At 47.1% G+C, this 18157-nt stretch carries 19 protein-coding genes; 12 read left to right on the top strand and 7 right to left on the bottom strand.

The window, feature by feature from the left end:
- Window positions 1-22 precede the first annotated feature (22 nt).
- Complete coding sequence (locus tag AC6CHQ_RS11660) at window positions 23-733, bottom strand: FadR/GntR family transcriptional regulator (protein ID WP_092056113.1); 711 nt, start codon at window positions 731-733, stop codon at window positions 23-25.
- A 199-nt stretch (window positions 734-932) separates the two neighbouring features.
- Here AC6CHQ_RS11660 and AC6CHQ_RS11655 point away from each other — a divergent pair, with 199 nt between their 5' ends.
- From AC6CHQ_RS11655 to AC6CHQ_RS11630, 6 genes are all read left to right on the top strand, one after another.
- The gene (locus tag AC6CHQ_RS11655) at window positions 933-1682 is read left to right on the top strand and encodes an SDR family NAD(P)-dependent oxidoreductase (RefSeq protein ID WP_251239961.1); all 750 of its coding nucleotides are present in this window, start codon (window positions 933-935) and stop codon (window positions 1680-1682) included.
- A gap of 12 nt (window positions 1683-1694) precedes the next feature.
- A complete protein-coding gene (locus AC6CHQ_RS11650; protein ID WP_092056104.1) occupies window positions 1695-3137 on the top strand; it encodes an aldehyde dehydrogenase family protein in 1443 nt (480 codons plus the stop codon).
- A 21-nt stretch (window positions 3138-3158) separates the two neighbouring features.
- Window positions 3159-4163 (top strand): bile acid:sodium symporter family protein, encoded by a 1005-nt coding sequence (locus AC6CHQ_RS11645; protein WP_251239959.1) that lies wholly within the window; start codon window positions 3159-3161, stop codon window positions 4161-4163.
- A 4-nt stretch (window positions 4164-4167) separates the two neighbouring features.
- The gene (locus tag AC6CHQ_RS11640; RefSeq protein ID WP_251239958.1) at window positions 4168-5256 is read left to right on the top strand and encodes a tartrate dehydrogenase; all 1089 of its coding nucleotides are present in this window, start codon (window positions 4168-4170) and stop codon (window positions 5254-5256) included.
- A 176-nt stretch (window positions 5257-5432) separates the two neighbouring features.
- A complete protein-coding gene (locus AC6CHQ_RS11635) occupies window positions 5433-6593 on the top strand; it encodes a pyridoxal-phosphate-dependent aminotransferase family protein (protein ID WP_498081598.1) in 1161 nt (386 codons plus the stop codon).
- A 383-nt stretch (window positions 6594-6976) separates the two neighbouring features.
- Window positions 6977-7231: an SRPBCC domain-containing protein gene (locus tag AC6CHQ_RS11630; RefSeq protein ID WP_432803573.1), complete on the top strand. Its 255-nt coding sequence runs from the start codon at window positions 6977-6979 to the stop codon at window positions 7229-7231.
- A gap of 235 nt (window positions 7232-7466) precedes the next feature.
- Here AC6CHQ_RS11630 and AC6CHQ_RS11625 read toward each other — a convergent pair whose 3' ends face one another.
- Window positions 7467-8222 carry a SurA N-terminal domain-containing protein gene (locus tag AC6CHQ_RS11625; RefSeq protein WP_251239956.1) on the bottom strand — a complete coding sequence of 252 codons (756 nt, stop codon included), beginning with the start codon at window positions 8220-8222 and terminating at the stop codon, window positions 7467-7469.
- Between the two features lie 165 nt (window positions 8223-8387).
- Between AC6CHQ_RS11625 and AC6CHQ_RS11620 the strand changes: the two genes are divergently transcribed.
- Both AC6CHQ_RS11620 and AC6CHQ_RS11615 read left to right on the top strand, forming a co-directional pair.
- On the top strand, window positions 8388-8876 hold the full coding sequence (locus tag AC6CHQ_RS11620) for a peptide-methionine (S)-S-oxide reductase (protein WP_251239955.1): 489 nt from the start codon (window positions 8388-8390) through the stop codon (window positions 8874-8876).
- A gap of 156 nt (window positions 8877-9032) precedes the next feature.
- Window positions 9033-9455 carry an organic hydroperoxide resistance protein gene (locus tag AC6CHQ_RS11615; RefSeq protein WP_251239954.1) on the top strand — a complete coding sequence of 141 codons (423 nt, stop codon included), beginning with the start codon at window positions 9033-9035 and terminating at the stop codon, window positions 9453-9455.
- A 67-nt stretch (window positions 9456-9522) separates the two neighbouring features.
- On the opposite strand, the gene AC6CHQ_RS11610 is transcribed toward AC6CHQ_RS11615, so the two are convergent.
- Together AC6CHQ_RS11610 and AC6CHQ_RS11605 are read right to left on the bottom strand one after the other, a co-directional pair.
- Window positions 9523-10239 (bottom strand): dihydropteridine reductase, encoded by a 717-nt coding sequence (locus tag AC6CHQ_RS11610; protein ID WP_251239953.1) that lies wholly within the window; start codon window positions 10237-10239, stop codon window positions 9523-9525.
- Between the two features lie 120 nt (window positions 10240-10359).
- Complete coding sequence (locus tag AC6CHQ_RS11605; RefSeq protein ID WP_251239952.1) at window positions 10360-10851, bottom strand: hypothetical protein; 492 nt, start codon at window positions 10849-10851, stop codon at window positions 10360-10362.
- Between the two features lie 207 nt (window positions 10852-11058).
- On the opposite strand from AC6CHQ_RS11605, the gene AC6CHQ_RS11600 reads away from it, so the two are divergent.
- Complete coding sequence (locus tag AC6CHQ_RS11600; protein WP_424237802.1) at window positions 11059-12111, top strand: YkvI family membrane protein; 1053 nt, start codon at window positions 11059-11061, stop codon at window positions 12109-12111.
- Between the two features lie 50 nt (window positions 12112-12161).
- Here AC6CHQ_RS11600 and AC6CHQ_RS11595 read toward each other — a convergent pair whose 3' ends face one another.
- Window positions 12162-12539, bottom strand: coding sequence for a DUF2871 family protein (locus tag AC6CHQ_RS11595; RefSeq protein ID WP_251239950.1), 378 nt, complete (start codon window positions 12537-12539; stop codon window positions 12162-12164).
- Between the two features lie 202 nt (window positions 12540-12741).
- Here AC6CHQ_RS11595 and AC6CHQ_RS11590 point away from each other — a divergent pair, with 202 nt between their 5' ends.
- Window positions 12742-13434, top strand: coding sequence for an SDR family oxidoreductase (locus tag AC6CHQ_RS11590; RefSeq protein WP_251239949.1), 693 nt, complete (start codon window positions 12742-12744; stop codon window positions 13432-13434).
- Between the two features lie 315 nt (window positions 13435-13749).
- Here the strand turns inward: AC6CHQ_RS11590 and AC6CHQ_RS11585 are convergent, their stop codons facing one another.
- Window positions 13750-14466: a 3-ketoacyl-ACP reductase gene (locus AC6CHQ_RS11585; RefSeq protein ID WP_251239948.1), complete on the bottom strand. Its 717-nt coding sequence runs from the start codon at window positions 14464-14466 to the stop codon at window positions 13750-13752.
- 88 nt (window positions 14467-14554) lie between these two features.
- Window positions 14555-15178 carry a LysE family translocator gene (locus AC6CHQ_RS11580; protein WP_251239947.1) on the bottom strand — a complete coding sequence of 208 codons (624 nt, stop codon included), beginning with the start codon at window positions 15176-15178 and terminating at the stop codon, window positions 14555-14557.
- 156 nt (window positions 15179-15334) lie between these two features.
- On the opposite strand from AC6CHQ_RS11580, the gene AC6CHQ_RS11575 reads away from it, so the two are divergent.
- Together AC6CHQ_RS11575 and AC6CHQ_RS11570 are read left to right on the top strand one after the other, a co-directional pair.
- Entirely contained in the window at window positions 15335-16774 is a 1440-nt protein-coding gene (locus AC6CHQ_RS11575; protein WP_498081597.1) for an aldehyde dehydrogenase family protein, read from the top strand.
- A gap of 108 nt (window positions 16775-16882) precedes the next feature.
- Window positions 16883-18085 (top strand): NAD(P)-dependent alcohol dehydrogenase, encoded by a 1203-nt coding sequence (locus AC6CHQ_RS11570; protein WP_251239945.1) that lies wholly within the window; start codon window positions 16883-16885, stop codon window positions 18083-18085.
- Window positions 18086-18157: the final 72 nt, after the last annotated feature.

Raw genomic sequence — 18157 nt, 5'->3', positions numbered from 1 at the left:
TTTTTTTCATTGATAATAGGGGTTAATCATTTCCTTTTAATTCTTCCAGCCACGTCCGGTTATTGAAAATCATCTTGTTGATCTGCTCTTCATTGACGACTGCGTCTTTTCGAAGGAGGAGATCAAGGTAGGCACGATGCGTCTGAAGCGTCCACTTAATCGCATCGGCTTGTTTGGATTGGATCATTTTGGGCTTATATAATTCATAGATGGTTTTCCCGATTTCAATAACGAAATCATTTTCCGTTGCTTCAAGCACGGCATAATGGAACTCCAAGTCGATGTCGGCAAGCTCCTCTGAGCTTAAATCCGGTTTCATGCGCCAGACCTGACCTTGGTAGACTTCTTCAATCTTTTTTATTTTTTCGGCTGACCCGTTTGTTCGGATCATATTGATCAACAGGATTTCAAAATGCTGCCTGAATTCAATTAGTTTTTCCGTTCGGTTGCTATGCATGATTAAACTGAAAATCAGCGGGTTCAACGAAAAATGAGAAGGGTTGTTGGTGATAAACATGCCCTCTCCGCGCCTGATCTGGATCACTCCGATGGATTCCAGAATTTTAATCGCTTCACGTACCGGTGTTCTGCTGACCCCCAGCTGCTCAACCAATTCGGTTTCTGTAGGCAGCTTATCCCCATTCTTTAAAGTGCCGTCCAACAGTTTATCTTTGATCATGGCAACAATTTCTGCTGATTTTTTTCTCGATGATCTTAATTTCTCAAATTGCATCAGAAAGTCCCCCAATTAAGTAGTTCCATTCAAGTATAGACGATAGCACTATTTATTTTGACTAGTTGAATGATTTAATATTTACAAAGTTTTAGCAAGATGTTACGATTCAGCTTAATACATACTATGTATGATGTACTACTTTATTTTATATTTTATTGTCAAAATCTTTGTTCTTTTATTATGGGAGGGTATTAATTTGAGTCAACTTACCTCAAAAGTGATTGCAGTTACCGGAGCGGGCGGAGGAATGGGACAGCAGGTGGTTAAGGATTTGCTCAGAAATGGTGCCACTGTCGTGGGATTGGATATCAACACTGAAGCTTTATCTTCAATAGAAGATGAAAATCTCCGAACGAAAAACATCGACCTATTGGATGAAGCGAGTATCGTCAATGTATTTAAAGAGATCTATGGAGAATTTGAGCGTCTGGATGGTCTGGTGAATATTGCCGGAATTGCGCAGGCAGCCAAATCCATTACAAGCGTTGAAGTCTCCGAGTGGCATAAGCTCATGGATATCAATGCTACAGCTGTTTTTCTGACGAGCAGAGAGGCTGTCAGATACATGAAGGAAAAAAATCACGGTTCGATTGTCAATGTAGGGTCTGTTTCCGTGACAAGGCCACGCCCGGGGCTGCAAAGTTATGTAGCGTCCAAAGGTGCGGTCGAAGCATTTACGAAAGCACTCGCTCTTGAAACAGCTCCATTTAATATCAGGGCGAACGTCGTCCACCCCGGTCCGGCGGATACGACCATGCTGGGTAAGTTCTCGGCACAGGAAAATGAAAAAATCGAAATGAATAAAGGTGTTTTCGCGAAGAGTGTTCCACTCGGCAGATTGATCGAGCCAAGTGATATCAGCCCTACGGTCACGCATTTGTTAACAGATGGTGCCCAGATGATTACAGGCTCCGTTATTCATGTGGACGGCGGAAGAAGCATTTAAGGAGCGATAAATATGAAGAAAATCAAGATGTTGATTAATGGAGAATGGACAGGCAATGAGGCTGACAATTGGATCGATATTATCAACCCTGCAGCAGGAGAGGTATCAGCCCAAATTGTAAGAGGAGATCAGTCACATGCGGATATGGCGGTGACCGCTGCAAAAAATGCATTGGAAAGCCAGGAGTGGAAGGCCTTCAAGCCTTACGTTCGAGGTCAATTCCTGACAGAAACAGCAAGACACATCAGGGAACATGCACAAGAATTGGCAGCACTGGAATCCGAAGATACAGGAAAGCCGATCAAGCAGGCGGAAGCGGATATAGAGGCCGCAGCACGTTACTTCGAATTTTATGGAGGCATAGCGGACAAGGTGTTCGGCGATACGATTCCGATTGAGGAAGACCTCCTTAACATGACAGTGATTGAACCGATCGGTGTAACCCTGCACATTGTTCCGTGGAATTATCCGATACAGATTACTTCCCGGAGTGTGGCGGCAGCGATTGCGACCGGTAATGTGGTCATCGTAAAGAGCTCGGAAGATACGCCGCTCACGACCCACTTCTTGGCAGAGTGGTTCCACGAAAAACTGCCGAGAGGTGTCTTCCAGCATGTGACAGGATACGGTCATGAGATTGGTGCCGCACTAAGTTCGCACCCAGGAGTCAATCAGATTACGTTTACCGGTTCGGTACCGACAGGAATCTCTGTGATGAAGTCAGCGGCAGAAAATGTCGTGCCGGTTACATTGGAGCTGGGCGGAAAGTCGCCGAACGTCGTATTCAAGGATGCTGACCTGAAGCGGGCAGTCCCGGCGATTGTCAATTCCATTGTCCAAAATGCCGGACAGACCTGTTCCGCGGGATCCCGATTGTTGGTAGAGGAGAGCATTGCCGATGAATTACTGGGCCTGCTTCAGGATGCATTCAAGAAACTGACTGTAGGACCGCCAGAAAACGGAGCGGATGTTGGTCCGATTATCAATAAAAAGCAATTTGAACGGATCTCTTCGATTCTGGAACAGGTAAAGAAAGAAGCGAATGTTCTCATTGGCGGGGAAGCGGCACAGGTAGAAGGGTACGAGAATGGATACTACATCCAGCCGACCATTGTGGAGACTGCCGATCACGATGCTTTCTTCGTCCAGGAAGAAATCTTTGGGCCGGTCCTGAGCGTCGTCCGTTTCCGTGATATTCATGAAGCAATTGAACTGGCCAATGCAACAGAGTATGGGTTGGTCGCCGGCGTATGGACAAAGGATATTGATGTTGCGAATTATGTGGGCTCGCGGATCAAGAGCGGGCAAGTATTCATCAACAGTTACGGAGCTGCAGGAGGCGTGCAGATGCCATTTGGCGGCTACAAGAAAAGCGGAATCGGCAGGGAGAAAAGTCATCTGGCAGTCCAGAATTATGTTCAAATTAAAAATATCGCAACCAAAATCCAGCTATAAGTTCGGCAACGGAGGATCTGAATGGAGATATTAGGTAGAATCAGCAGTTGGGCCGGAAAATACTTTGCATTGATCATTGTTGTTTTTTCAATTATTGCTTTTATGATGCCTGATACTTTTATTGGGTTCGGATCATACGTCACGATTTTGCTTGGCGTCGTGATGTTCGGGATGGGCCTGACTCTCAAGGCAGCTGATTTTAAACTTGTCCTCACCAAGCCAATCCCGGTCTTAATCGGATTGGGCGCACAGTTTATCATTATGCCGACAGCCGCATTCTTGATTGCGTATCTGTTAAAACTTCCGGCAGAAATAGCGGCAGGACTGGTTTTATTGGGAAGTGTTCCCGGCGGCACCGCATCGAATGTCATGGTGTACCTGGCAAAAGGGAATGTGCCGCTTTCGATCACGATGACAAGTGTTTCCACCTTGCTGGCACCTGTCATGACCCCATTGCTTCTGCTTATTTTTGCCGGTGAATGGATGCCGATTGATCCGGTGTCGATGTTTATGTCGATCTTCCAGGTAATCATCATTCCTATTTTGCTTGGGCTATTGGTGAATAAATACCTGCCACGTGTAACTGAAAAAGGTGTAACGCTATTGCCGTTAATATCAATTGTGGCAATTACGATAATTGTGATGGCCGTCGTCGCCGGAAATAGAGACAACATTGCTACTGCAGGTGTTCTTGTCTTTGTCTCTGTCATGCTTCATAACGCATTCGGCTTGTTGCTGGGCTATTATGCAGCGAAGTTGTTCAAGTTGCCTGTCCAGGATCAGCGCGCAGTTTCTATTGAGACAGGCATGCAGAATTCCGGACTCGGTGTTGCTTTAGCTTCCGTGCACTTTACACCCTTGGTGGCACTGCCGAGTGCATTTGCATCGGCGTGGCAGCTGATCACCGGAACTGTTCTTGCCTCCAGGTGGGGAAAGAAAAACGCCCGAAGTGATGAGGGTCAAGACATTGAAGGACAGCAAATCGACTCAAGAGAAGATAAACTATCAAGCGCTAGCAGGGGGTAAATAAATGAGAACTTATTCTGTTGCGGTCATTCCAGGAGATGGAATAGGACCGGAAGTGATTCGGGAATCATTGAAAGTGATGAAAACCGTTGAAGAAATCCATGGCGGAATCCGCTTTACTTTTGACGAGTTTGATTGGAACTGCGCGTATTATTTGAAGCATGGACGAATGATGCCCGAAAATGGCCTGGAGATTCTGAAAGACTATGATGTGATTTTATTTGGAGCGGTTGGAGACCCTTCTGTTCCGGACCATATCTCAGTATGGGAACTGATCCTGCCAATCAGACGGGAGTTCCAGCAATACGTCAACCTGCGTCCAATCAAGTTGCTGCGCGGGCTGGAAAGTCATTTGCGTTATAAAAACCATGAGGACCTGGACTTTATTGTTGTCCGTGAAAACACGGAAGGCGAATACTCAAGCATGGGCGGGCGGATGCACAGCAATACCCCTCACGAAATGGCGGTACAGAACAATGTCATTACCCGGTTCGGCAGTGAGCGGATTCTACATTATGCCTATAAGCTGGCAGAACAACGGTCAAAGCAACGGCTCACTGTTGCAACGAAATCAAATGCGATCAATCACACGATGACGTTTTGGGATGAGATTGTAAAAGAAGTAGGAGCCGATTACCCGCAAATTGATACGGAACTTTATCATATTGATGCATTGGCTGCTTACTTTATCTTAAAACCTGAAACGTTCGACGTTGTTGTAGGCGGCAATCTGTTCGGTGATATTTTGACTGATCTGGGAGCGGCCATGGTAGGCGGCCTGGGTCTGGCTCCATCAGGAAACATCAACCCGGAGAAAAATTATCCATCGATGTTTGAGGCCATTCATGGGTCTGCCCCGGATATTGCAGGAAAAGGCATTGCCAATCCGATCGCCCAGATTTGGAGCGTCAGTCTGATGATGGATCACCTGGGGCATCCGGAACTTGGCAAACTCATTCTGGACGGTATCGAAGAAGTTGTAGCCGAAGGGGAAGTACGGACACCTGATCTGGGAGGAAACGCGGGAACCGAAAGCATGGGGGACGCGATTGTTTCGAAAATCAAAGAGTTGGCTAAAAAAACGGTTCAATAAAACGATAAAGGCTTCCCATAAGTTTAGTAAACTTGTGGGAAGCTTTTTTGGTGGGCGGTTTTTTAAATCATTTGAACCTGAAAAGTCGCAATCCATCTGTTTTTTACTTTTTAGATTAGGATTATGCTAGGGTTAAAGGGTGAAAAGTGAAGCTATTCTAAAAAGGAGAGAAAAACATGTATCCAAACATACTGAGACATCCCGGACCTACACCAATACCTAAGAAAGTAGAACTGGCAATGGCACAAAACATGATCAGCCATCGTTCAGAGGAATTTGTGAAGCTTTACCGGGAAACGACAGAACGCGTAAAGCCGGTTTTCGGAACAAAGCAGGATATTCTGCTTTTGCCTTCAGGCGGGACAGCAGCAATGGAAGCCGCTGTGGTCAATATTGCTTCTCAGGGTGATGAAGTGGTTGTCGTCACGGTTGGCGCTTTTGGCGATTACTTCGTTTCAATTTGTGAAAAGTATGGACTAAACGTACATAAGCTTCAAAAAGAGTGGGGGGACGCCTGTACGAAAGAAGAGTTGGCTGACTTTTTAAAGCCGTTATCCGATATTAAGGCAGTCTTTGCTACGTACAATGAAACGTCAACAGGAGTGTTGAATCCTGTCGGGCAATTAGGAGAAGCAGTACGCGAACATTCGGATGCTCTCTTTATCGTCGATGGTGTAAGCGCAATCGGAGGGGCCCCTGCTGAAATGGACGAATGGGGCATCGATATTTTAGTGACCGGTTCACAAAAAGCGATGATGCTTCCGCCAGGGCTTGCTCTTTTGTCATTGAGCGACAAAGCCTGGAAAGTGATCGAGTCGAATGATGCTTCGGCGTATTATTTAAGTCTTTTAAGTTACCGGGAGTGGAATGAAAAAGGGATGACCCCGAATACTCCTGCAGTCTCTCTTATTATGGGGCTTTCAGCTGTATGCGATCTGATTGAAGATGAAGGCGGATTCTCGAAAACCGTTGAGCGACATGAAGTGATGAAAAATATGGTTAGAAAATCGATGAATGCACTGTCAATCGATTTATTGACAGCTGATAATAATGCATCACCGACCATCACGGCAATCCGTAATCCTGAGGGTCTTGATCTCGCAAGCTACTTAGGGCATTTAAAGAAAAAGTATCACCTCGATTTTGCCGGAGGTCTTGGTCCTCTTCAAGGGAAAATCTTCAGATTTGGGCATATGGGGTATTGTTTCCCAAGTGACATCCTCGAAGCCGTATCACTGATGGAAGCCGGCTTACAAGACTTTTCATACCAATTTGAGCCTGGGGCCGGAGTGAAAGCAGCACAAGAGGTTTATTTGTCTTCGTTAAGAAAGTCATAAGTGCTGGCGAACCACCTCAGCTAAAGCTGGGGTGGTTTCAGACTGTAGACAACGTGAGGGGATGACTTCTTTGTCTATAGTTTTTTCTTTTATGAAAATCCTCCGGATTTCCACTGCGGACCCTCGCTTACCGCGGGCGTTGCCTTAGCCTCCTCGAGCTACGCTCTGTGGGGTCTTCGGCTAACGCTTTTCCCGCAGGTGTCTCGGGCCCTCCGCTTCAATCCTTCAAATCCATTGAGTCTAAACTTGGTCAAGAAGCTTGAGAAGGCGATCGACTCTTCGTTCATTTATTACCTTAAAGTAATAGGCTTTCTTCTCTGTCTTGCCGGAGACAATCGCTATAATTTAGAATAGGACAACATGTATCATGGAGGTGGGATCTGATGTTCAACATAACAAAAATGAAAATTGATAAACCGGTAAGTGAAGTGTTTGAAGCCTTTGTCGACCCTTCAAGAATAGGAGGCTTTTGGTTCTCTTCAAGTTCTGAACGGTGGGAGGAAGGAAAAGTCATCACACTCAGATATGACGAATATGAAGCACAAGGTGAAATCTATATAACGAAAATTGATCTAAATAAGAAAATCGTATTTCACTGGGTGCAAATGAAGAAGGAAATAAGGTCACGATCATCCTGAATGAACAGGGTGCTTCCAAAAGCATCATTGAAATCTCAGAAGAAGGCTTTAATGAAAATGATGAAAATATCATAAGTGTGATGTTGGATAACAAAGAGGGTTGGGTCTACATGTTGACTTGCCTGAAGGGGTATTTGGAGTATGGCGTGAATTTGCGGGCTTCATTGATTCATTAAACATCAATATAAAAGAGGTCAACCAGTCGGAAATGGTTGACCTCTTAATGAGTAGAGTCTTATATTTTGATATCGATTTTTGCATTTTCCTTCAGCTTTTCAACCTGCTGAGCGAGTTGTTCCTGCTGTTTTTGCTGTTGAAGGGACTGCTCGATTTGTGGCTTCATTTCTTCTAGCTTAGGAACTTCCTGATCGGCACTTTTTCCTTGTTCCGTGAACTGATCATAGGCTGTCTGGATTTCTTCGTCGGTGACTTCGCCTGCCGGCAATTCTTTCTCAACATACTGCTGAAGCTGGATGTCTTCGGCTATTTGAGTTTCAAGTGTTTTCATATCCATGCCCGATTGTTCCAGAGCTGCATCGAATTCTTTTTCAGTTTTAAATTGGCCTTTTACTTCGTCCAGTTTCTTATTGATATCTGACTCCGAAGCCTGATAGCCTTTTTGATCTGCCTCTTGCAGAAGAAGCGTCTGACCGACCAGGCTGTCAATGGTCTGAGTTTTTATTTGCTCTGCCGCTTCTTTAGAAGTGGGATCTTGTCCCATTTGCTGCATTTGTCCCTGCAAAGCTGCGATCGTGTTATTATATTGGCTTCCGAGAATTTCCTGATCGTTCACTACGGCAACGGTTTCCTTTTCATCGACATGCTGTTCTTCTAACTTCTTTTGCATGTCCTCCATTTGTTTCTGCTGATCGGTTTCTGCTGTTGCTGCTTTATTTTCCTGATCGGCTTCTTTGGTTTCTTCATTTCCTCCGCATGCCGCTAAAACAACAGCCAAAAAGCTGGTCATTAATATAGACATCATTTTCTTCATGAATAACGATCCCCTTCCTCAGACAAAAAGTCTATCCTGGCATTATAAAGCATCGTTTAATGGAAAAGGACGTTATGAGCGATACTTAATTAAAATGTAAAAGGATTGAAACTCCCCATAATATCTGTAATCATCTGTATCACAGCAGTTAAGGGGGAGAGTCATATGGAAATCGTGTATTTCGCAGGCGGTTGTTTGTGGGGAGTACAGGCTTTTATCAAAACTTTACCCGGGGTTACGTTTACAGAAGCGGGAAGGGCCAATGGAACAACGGACACACTGGATGGCGACTATGACGGCTATGCCGAATGTGTCAAAACAGGATTTGATCCGGCAGTTGTATCCATCAGGGAATTAATGGGGTATTTCTTCGAAATCATTGATCCGTACAGTTTGAACAAACAAGGACAGGATGTCGGTGAGAAATACAGAACAGGCATCTACAGCGAAACGGAACAACATCTGGAAGAAGCGAGGGTATTCCTTACTGAAAGAGATGATTGTGAACGCATCGTTGTGGAAGTATTGCCCCTGACAAACTATGTGAGAAGCGCTGATGAACATCAGGACAGGCTGGCCAGATGTCCGGACGATTATTGTCATATCCCCATAGAGATCTTAAATAAATACAAAGGCCTCTCAACCATTCGCTGAAGGGTGGAAGGCCTTTTCTGTGTTTTTCGCAACAGACGGCATGAAGGAATGATCGACTGCACATAAGAATTCGTTTCCCGTACTGAAGGAGCGGGTAGTTAAAAGTCATGCAGGAAGTAAAATGCATGGAAACTATCAAAGGAACGGGGTTATTTGATGTCTGCATTATATACAGCTAGTGCTACAGCGGTGGGCGGAAGACACGGACGGGTGGTTTCGTCCGATAACGTATTGGATCTGGATCTGAAAACACCGAAAGAACTCGGGGGCGAGGGCGGTCATGGCACAAACCCGGAACAGTTATTTGCTGCAGGATATTCAGCCTGCTTTGACTCCGCCTTAAATGTGGTCATCCGCACCAAAAAGCTGAAAGAGGTCACTTCTACTGCTGTAACGGCAGATGTGTCGATTCATAAAAATGAAGACAAAGGATTCAAGCTATCGGTCGTGCTGAAAGTGGAAGTGGAAGGTGTGGACAAAGCCACAGCCGAGGAGCTCGTGGAAGCAGCCCACCAGGTGTGCCCATATTCCAATGCAACAAGAGGGAATATCGAAGTCACTTTAGAAGTTGTAGAATAAATGAACAGATGACAAAGAGGGCCTCTCAACCATTCGCTGAATGATGAGAGGCCCGTTCTTTATTCGTTTAAACCGACAATTCAGCCGGGAAAAACAGAGCGCGTCCTTTTTCCCGCTTATCCAGCATGATCTGTTCCGGCTTAATTCCTTGGGCATTCAGGACTTCGATGTTCTGCGAAATGAACTCGTCACTGCCGACAATGTAGAAAATCCCGTCATGGTCGGAAGCCAGCTTGCTCGCTTCTTCGTAGTAGTCTTCGCGGCGGCTGACGAACTGTGCCGTGAAGTTTTTGTCAGGAGCGGATTCAAAGACATCCGTGAATAGAAAGTTTTTCGATGTATCGATGTTGAGGGAATGGATTTGGTTGACGTTGTCCGCCCGATCCAGGTAATCAAGCACCAGCGGCCTGAAAGTGGCCAGACCGACACCAGCCGAAAGCAGGTAAATGTTTTTGTTTTCCCGTTTAAGCGGTACGTTGGAATGCGTCTTAAACAGGGCCACTTCATCACCGGCTTTGAGATTTCTCAGAATCGATTTGTACTCGGAGCAAAGTTCGCGGATACGTGTCGTAATTCCGATCGTTCCTTCGCTTGGCAAAGTCGAGATGGACATATGGCGAACGAGGCCTTTGTTCGGTTTTTCACCGGCATTGAATCCTTTAAGGGCGAGGTGGGTGTGGGAGCCTTCTTCCCATGTAAAGCCTTCCGGGCAGTCAAGCATATAAGTTTTGACTTCAGGTGTTTCATCGATGATCTGATTGATCTTTGTCCAGTATATTTTCACGGTCTTATCCCCTTTAATCGTAATCAATATGCTGCTTCTATTATATAACAAATGATAATGTTTCTCAATTATTTGCACCTTCAAGAACCCCTTAGTACCGAAGCAGAGGGGTTCTTCCAATTATGTGTTTAGACACAGGACAACGACCCGGTATGGAGAGGTCTGAGCTGGAATGCTCCGAGTTGTAGGGCCATACTCTACAATCAGGTCCCGGTTTCCCGGATATCTCGAGAAGAGTTGACCGTTCTGTAAAATAATATGGGTATAAGGGGACAGATTCAGCTTCAACTCACCATCGCTGCTCACCAGCTGGTTGTCAAAATGATCCACTTTAATGAACTGATCAGGCTGATCCTTGACCATCACGAGCGCATGATATTGAGGAGGATAGATTAAAATGGCAGGTAAATCCCCATCATAATAACCTGTTAAACGGTCCCCCACATGGATGATTTCATGATCTGTGAAGTATGTGGAGGGGGTCACCACGAAATTCACGATGGATCCCAATTCATTTTCAAGCGTAAATAATTGGCTGCACCCTTGGCTGTAGCCGGGACTAAAATCACTGATCGCTGTGACCGTTCCATGAAACGAATAAAAATTAGTCATCCAATACCTCCAAGTCAATGGCAAGAGAACATCCGGCCGGCTGTTCAAATGATATGCAACCAGGCTCAAGGATGACCATGGCTGATAAGGAACGGTCAGATTAAGAAATTCGGACTATTTGAATGTTGGTGTAAATTGTTACACTTAAGATAGGAAATCCGCAGCGCGGAAGTGACATAAAACATCTAGATAAATGGGGATTTCACCATGTTAAGGATTTTAAAAATCGCCGGTGCTTTTGTCGGTGTTATCGTGGGTGCGGGTTTTGCATCCGGACAAGAAGTACTGCAATACTTCACCAGCTTCGGGCTTGATGGAATCTTTGGAGCTGTTTTGGCAACAGCGCTTTTTGCCTACCTCGGAATGGTCTTGGCGAATATCGGGAGCCGGCTAAAGGCAACATCCCATAAAAAAGCCATCTATGAAATCAGCGGGCGTTACCTTGGCATCATCGTGGACGCCATCATCATCTTCACCCTGTTCGGAGTCGGAGTGGTGATGATTGCGGGAGCGGGCTCTACGGTCAATCAGCAATTCGGCCTGCCTGTATTTGCCGGCAGCCTGATCATGGCCATTCTCGTTACGCTGGCCATGATGCTCAAAGTGGATAAAGTGATCGGAGTGATCGCTAGTATCACGCCGTTTCTCCTGATTTTCATCGGCATCATATCGGTATATAGCCTTGCCACGATGGACACTTCGTTTGCCGACCTTAACCCGATTGCGGAAAGCCAGGAAAAGTCGTTTCCGAACTGGTTCATCTCTGCAGTCAACTATGTGTCCTTTAACATTGCGGTAGGGGCGGGGATGGCACTCTTAACAGGCGGGTCTGAAAAAAATCCTCGTATTGCAGGCATTGGCGGTCTGCTTGGAGGACTCGCGATCGGGATCATGATTGTCGTTTCCCATCTGGCAATCTTCGCCCAGATCGATACAGTGGCGTCCTATGATCTTCCGTTATTGAAAATAGTGGAGGGCATCTCACCGATCCTGGCAGTCTTTATGGCTGTCGTCCTGTTCGGGATGATCTTCAACACAGCGCTTGGCATGTTCTACGGGTTTGTCGCCAGATTTTTCGAGATGGAGACGAAAAAAGCCCGTACAGCGACAGTCATCACTCTCGCCATCGGGTTTATCTTAAGCTTCGTCGGCTTTACGACTTTGGTGTCCAAGTTTTATTCCCTGATCGGCTACTTGGGACTGTTCCTGATCTTCGCTCTTATCTATGCACCGTTCAAGCTGAAGCGGGAAGGGAAGTAGTAGTCCATACAAAAGAACCTCCTCAATGCTGAGGAGGTTCTTTTGACTGTTTACGCCTGCCGTTTTGGCGTATTGAGAAGAACATTGAATCCGAAGCAGAAAATTCCGATCAGTGTTGCCAGGCCGCCAAATGTGGCAATCGGGAAAAAGATTGGATGGGCGCCTTGGATGGCAAGGGCAATTGCGATCATCATCACCGGCAAGCCGATGTTATGGAGCCAGAAGTGGCTCTTGGCAAGAACATTCGTTTCAAGGTTCGGATAGAGGTGATAGATGATGCCGACAAGTGCAAGTGACATCCAGCCCAATAAGTTAACATGAACATGGACCGACGTCAGGTCGAACAGATGGGTGAATGACATATAAAGTCCGATGGAAATGCCGATCATAAAGTAGACAACTGAGATTCTCAGGAAGGTCCTACCCACTGATAACCTCCTTTCCCGCAGACTTTTTGTGGACAAGGAGACGCTAGCTCCGTCTTTTGTCTTAATCCACTTTATGTGAATCTGAGACGAAATATGTCGCATTCCGGCTGAGTGCATCGGGATGCCTCCTCATTTGACGGATTAATTCCACCCCTTCTAGTAGAATAGAGAGGGAAGAAACACACTAAAGGACGTGAATCATATGAATGAATCGGTTGTGGTAATCACAGGTGCCGGGAGCGGACTCGGGGCATCTCTTGCCAAGAAGTATTCGGATGCCGGAAGCCATGTGTGCCTGCTTGGCCGTACAAGAGCAAAGCTGGAGCGGACGGCTGGTGATTTAACAGGCAACTATACAATCCATGAAGTGGACGTATCTTCAAAAAAAGAGGTCGACCGGGTATTCCGTGACATCGCAGAAACCTGCGGCCCTGTCGATATGCTGATCAACAATGCCGGTATTGGCGTTTTCGACCTTGCGGAGAACCTGGATGAATCGGCTGTCCATCAGATGATCGATATCAATCTGAAAGGGACGATCTTCTGTTCCCAGGCGGTTTTGCCGGAGATGAAAAATAGGGATCGGGGCATGATCGCCAATATCGTATCGACTGCCGGCCTTGACGGGAAAGTGACTGAATCCGTTTATTCTGCGAGCAAGTTCGGTGTGCGTGGCTTTACGGAAAGCCTTCATCTGGAATTGGCCGAAAGCCGCGTACGGATTTTTGCAGCCTATATGGGCGGGATGAAATCGGAGTTTTGGGATGGCATCTATACTCAGGAGCAAATTGCAAACCTGATGGAACCTGATGATGTCGCAGACATCATCATCGGGAATATCAAGGCCCGCAGGAATCTGAATGTGAAGGAAGTCGTAATCAAGAACAGTCTCTAGGGCTGGATGAAACAAGAGTCTGTCCTCCTTCCAATGGGCAAGTATAAGACCCCCTCACAACTGTTCTCAGTTGTCGAGGGGGTCTTGCTGTTGTTGGATTTTTGATGCCAATTCCTGCAACTATGGTACGAATAAGAGAGAATTGTGTAAAAAGTAGATTGAATCGTTTGAATATTTGTTCACGCGTGATAATCTGAAAACAGCGATGTCCGGCGACCGGTCATCAGCACACCAATTAGGGGGCGTTCGTTTGAAAGCAGTTACGGAAGCAGTCAACAGTACCGTTTGATGAGAGAGTCCAGCTGCATTTCGGTTTTATGGGTTTGTCGACCAGAGGCCGGCGTGTTTCAGGACGACACGAGGATGCAGTTTCAGCTGGGCCACCATCAGTTCTGCCAGATCTTCAGGCTGCATGACTTTCTCCGGATTGCCGTCGGTCAGGTTCAACTCGACCGCCATGTCCGTGGCGACCGTGCTCGGTGTAAGAGTCGTCACACGGATGTTTTTCTTGCGGACTTCGAGCATCAGTGACTCGCTCATGCCGATGACTGCTGCTTTGGAAGCAGAATAGGCGCCCGTTACCGGCGCGCCTTTCTGGCCGGCGGTGGAGGAGATGTTGATGATGTCGCCGGTGTTCCGCTCCAGCATTTCAGGGAGCACGGCGCGTGTGGTGTAGTAGACGCCTTTCACGTTGACGTCGATGATCTTGGTCCATTCCTCGGGGGTCAGGTCCATGAAGCCGCCGAACTTCGAAATGCCGGCGTTGTTGACGAGGATATCGATCGGGCCGAGTTCACCCCGGATCGATTCGACTGCAGCTGTAACGGATTCAAGGTCCGAAATGTCTGCCGCGGCAATTGCGACCTTTACATCGTATGCTTTCAATTCTTCAGCCACATTCTGAAGGTTTTCCGATGTGCGGCCGACCAGGCCGATATGGATGCCTTCCTTTGCGAAAGCAATGGCAGTTGCACGGCCGATTCCGCGACCGGCACCGGTGATCAGTGCCACTTTACCTGAGATGGTTTGCATAGGTGTTGCTCCTCTCCAAATGTGATGAGAACAAATTAAAGTGTACGATACCGAGCTTTTGTGTGGTTAGTTAAATGCCTGTCGGCCGTCATTTCTCGCCAAACGCCAGCCGTAGCCCAATTAGCGTGAACAGGCCGCCCTGAATGAGGTTCAACCTTCTTGAAAGCGATGGATTCCTGCGGATCAGCACACCGACTTTGCCGGCAAAAAGGCTGATCAGTGAAAAGATGACAAACGCCTGAATCAGGAATACAAGGCCGAGTATCAGCATCTGCAGCTGGATATTGCCTGTCCCGTTTGTGATGAACTGGGGCAGCAGAGCCAGGAAGAACAGGGAGACTTTTGGATTCAGCAGGTTCATGATCAGCCCTTTTTTGTACAGCGAGCGGTAATCCAGTGCCGTACCGCTTTCAAGAGTCAGGGCTGTGTCCTTTGCTTTAAATGACTGATAGGCCAGGTACAGCAAGTAAGCGGCTCCCGCGTACTTCACGACAGAAAAGGCGAAGGCGGACTGATAGATCAAAGCAGACAGGCCGATCACGGCTGCCGCGATATGTACGAGCAGGCCCGTGCAAAGACCAAGCGTTGTCCAGATGCCTGCCAGTTTCCCGCCGGCGATGCTCTGGGCCAAGGTGAACAGGTTATCTGGCCCCGGCATGATGGTCAGTACAACTGCGGCACCCAGAAATGGAAGAATTAATACCAGGTCCATTGCATTTCCTCCGTTTCTTACAAGCTTAGTCTCTTACTCAATCCTATGGTATATAACGACATTTTGAGTTTATAGGTTGGATGACAACAATTCTACAATATGATTTGTGGACAAGCACCAAATGATTATTAATTGAAATGGGAAGGGGAATGGAATATGCGTACAAACTTAAAGCATTTTATTAATGGGGAATGGGTGGACTCAACCGGTTCAGAAACGATTGATGTCCTCAACCCGGCAACTGAAGAAGTGATCGGGCAAATCAGTAACGGAACAACAGAAGATCTGGACAAAGCAGTCGCGGCAGCCCGTGCAGCATTCCCGGCATTTTCGAGAACAACAAAAGAAGAACGCATCGACCTGCTGAACCGGATTGCAGATGAATATGAGAAGCGGAAAGACGATATTGTTGAAGTGATCACCGAAGAATTGGGCGCACCTCTTTCGATCAGTGAAAAAGTCCATTACACGCTGGGCCTGGCGCACTATCGCCAGGCAGCAAAAGAGCTGGAAACCTTTGAGTTCACCGAGACGCGCGGCGGTAAGGTGATCCGCAAAGAGGCGATTGGTGTATCCGGCCTGATCACACCCTGGAATTTCCCGACAAACCAGGCTTCTACCAAGATCGCCAGTGCTCTTGCGGCAGGATCGGCCGTCGTTTTGAAGCCGTCTGAACTTACACCGTTTGCGGCCATCATTCTGGCTGAGATCTTCCAGGCGGCAGGTGTTCCAAAAGGTGTATTCAATCTTGTAAACGGTAACGGGGAAGTTGTCGGTAATGGCATCAGTTCACACCCTGATATCGACTTTGTATCCTTTACGGGATCCGGGCCGGTCGGCCAGAAGATCACCGAGAATGCTGCGAAACATATTAAGAAGGTCGCACTGGAATTAGGCGGAAAATCCCCGATGGTCATCCTTGATGACTATGACACGAAGAAAGCAGCGAAAATTGCCGTTTCCGCCCTTGTGCTGAATTCCGGCCAAGTCTGCTCCGCAGCCACAAGGACGCTTGTCCCGAAATCGAAGCTCGACGAATTCACCGAAGCAGTAAAAGAGGTATTGCCGAACTTCCCGGTTGGCGACCCGCAAAACGAAACCAGCTTTATGGGTCCGCTCGTGTCCGAGAAACAGTATAACCGGGTCCAGGGTTATATTGAGAAAGGCCTGGAAGAAGGCGCGACTCTTGTGGTCGGAGGGACCGGAAAACCGGAAGGGCTTGATCAGGGCTACTATGTAAAGCCGACCGTGTTTACGAACGTGAAAAACGATATGGTGATCGCCCAGGAAGAGATTTTCGGGCCGGTGATGTCGATCATCACTTATGACGATCTGGACGAAGCAATCGAAATCGCGAACGATACGGTTTATGGATTGGCCGGATATGTGGTCGGTGAAGACGAAGAGAAGGTGGAGAAAGTCGCCTCATCCATCCGTGCCGGCCTGATCACCGTTAACGATGCCCCATTTGATTTCTCTGCTTCATTCGGCGGATATAAACAATCCGGAATCGGCCGCGAATGGGGAGTCTTCGGTATCGAGGAATACCTGGAGATCAAGTCTGTAGTCGGTGTCCGGGTAGGAGTTCCTTCCTAACAATATCTAAGGGCTGCCACTGTAGTGGGTAACTGCTGTGGCAGGCTCTTTTTGTGCTTGTTGCACGGCCAGATCAAACAAATAGTTTTTGGGAATGGGGGAGTTTCTGTGGAAACAAAAACAGCAGTAATCAACAATCCAACCGGTGATGGTCAATTTGAGTCATTGAACGTGGAAACCAAGGTGGCAATAATCAATGATCCAAGCGGTGATTATGAATTTGAGATCATCAATTTGGGGGAACTGCATCCTGATGAAGTCGTGGTAAAGGTGGTGGCGAGCGGAATCTGCCAATCTGATGAGGGGGTAAGAGATGGCAGTATGGCTCCGTTGCCGGCGGTCCTGGGCCATGAAGGAGCAGGGATTATCGAGAAAGTCGGAAGTGGCGTGAAAGGATTTAAAGTGGGCGATCAGGTTGTCATGTCATTCGGTTATTGTACGGTATGCGAAAGCTGCCGAACCGGACAGCCATCCACTTGTGATCATTATAGTGAGCTGAATATCACCGGCGGAGAGCATCAGGACGGCACTCACCGATTCTACAAAAAGGACGGAACACCTGTAAGCAATTTTCTTAACCAAGGGTCATTTTCCACTTATACAATCACAAGCGAGGCAAGCCTGATAAAAGTAGATCCGAATGCTGATCTGCGTAAACTGGCGCCGCTCGGCTGCGGACTGATGACTGGTTTTGGTACGGTGACGAGTGCGATGAAGCCGGAGACAGGAAGTTCCATTGCCGTTTTTGGAACAGGTGCCGTAGGGCTCGGAGCAATGATGACCGCCAAGATTGAAGGCTGCTCCACAATCATTGCTGTCGATATTGTTGATTCCCGTTTGGAATTGGCCCGGGAACTTGGTGCGACACACACCATCAACAGCAAAACTGAAAACCTGCAGGAACGCATTGCGGAGATTACCAATGGAAAAGGTGTGAACTATTCGGTTGATACCACAGGGGTCTCACAGGTCATGCTCGCGTCGGTACAGGCTTTATCAAAGAATGGCGTGGCTGTCCCGCTTGCTGTAACCAAAAACAACATAGATTTTAACCCATTATTGGAATTGGTGCTGGGCACCCGAAAACTGCTTGGGGTGAATCTTGGGAACGTCGTGCCCCAACTGGCTGTTCCAAAGCTTGTTGAATACTACAATCAAGGCAAATTTCCGTTTGACAAGCTGATCAAATATTATAGGTTCGAGGATATCAACAAGGCGGCTTCGGATGCTGTAAACGGAATTACCATTAAACCGGTTATGATCATTGATGAGGAATACCGGAAAGACGATCCCGTTGAATATGTTGGTTGAAGATATCTGCAATACTGATTTTCATTAAAAAGCCGGTCCGGAAGTTATTTTTCCGGACCGGATTTCCGTTTG

The sequence above is a fragment of the Bhargavaea sp. GQ12 genome (genome assembly GCF_059758705.1).
This window is presented reverse-complemented; position numbering and strand designations above follow the sequence as displayed.

Excerpts from the sequence above, each read along its gene's own strand:
- AC6CHQ_RS11660 (WP_092056113.1), bottom strand. The coding sequence starts at position 733 with ATGCAATTTGAGAAATTAAGATCATCGAGAAAAAAATCAGCAGAAATT.
- AC6CHQ_RS11650 (WP_092056104.1), top strand. The coding sequence starts at position 1,695 with ATGAAGAAAATCAAGATGTTGATTAATGGAGAATGGACAGGCAATGAG.
- AC6CHQ_RS11645 (WP_251239959.1), top strand. The coding sequence starts at position 3,159 with ATGGAGATATTAGGTAGAATCAGCAGTTGGGCCGGAAAATACTTTGCA.
- AC6CHQ_RS11640 (WP_251239958.1), top strand. The coding sequence starts at position 4,168 with ATGAGAACTTATTCTGTTGCGGTCATTCCAGGAGATGGAATAGGACCG.
- AC6CHQ_RS11635 (WP_498081598.1), top strand. The coding sequence starts at position 5,433 with ATGTATCCAAACATACTGAGACATCCCGGACCTACACCAATACCTAAG.
- AC6CHQ_RS11630 (WP_432803573.1), top strand. The coding sequence starts at position 6,977 with ATGTTCAACATAACAAAAATGAAAATTGATAAACCGGTAAGTGAAGTG.
- AC6CHQ_RS11625 (WP_251239956.1), bottom strand. The coding sequence starts at position 8,222 with ATGAAGAAAATGATGTCTATATTAATGACCAGCTTTTTGGCTGTTGTT.
- AC6CHQ_RS11620 (WP_251239955.1), top strand. The coding sequence starts at position 8,388 with ATGGAAATCGTGTATTTCGCAGGCGGTTGTTTGTGGGGAGTACAGGCT.
- AC6CHQ_RS11615 (WP_251239954.1), top strand. The coding sequence starts at position 9,033 with ATGTCTGCATTATATACAGCTAGTGCTACAGCGGTGGGCGGAAGACAC.
- AC6CHQ_RS11605 (WP_251239952.1), bottom strand. The coding sequence starts at position 10,851 with ATGACTAATTTTTATTCGTTTCATGGAACGGTCACAGCGATCAGTGAT.
- AC6CHQ_RS11600 (WP_424237802.1), top strand. The coding sequence starts at position 11,059 with ATGTTAAGGATTTTAAAAATCGCCGGTGCTTTTGTCGGTGTTATCGTG.
- AC6CHQ_RS11590 (WP_251239949.1), top strand. The coding sequence starts at position 12,742 with ATGAATGAATCGGTTGTGGTAATCACAGGTGCCGGGAGCGGACTCGGG.
- AC6CHQ_RS11585 (WP_251239948.1), bottom strand. The coding sequence starts at position 14,466 with ATGCAAACCATCTCAGGTAAAGTGGCACTGATCACCGGTGCCGGTCGC.
- AC6CHQ_RS11580 (WP_251239947.1), bottom strand. The coding sequence starts at position 15,178 with ATGGACCTGGTATTAATTCTTCCATTTCTGGGTGCCGCAGTTGTACTG.
- AC6CHQ_RS11575 (WP_498081597.1), top strand. The coding sequence starts at position 15,335 with ATGCGTACAAACTTAAAGCATTTTATTAATGGGGAATGGGTGGACTCA.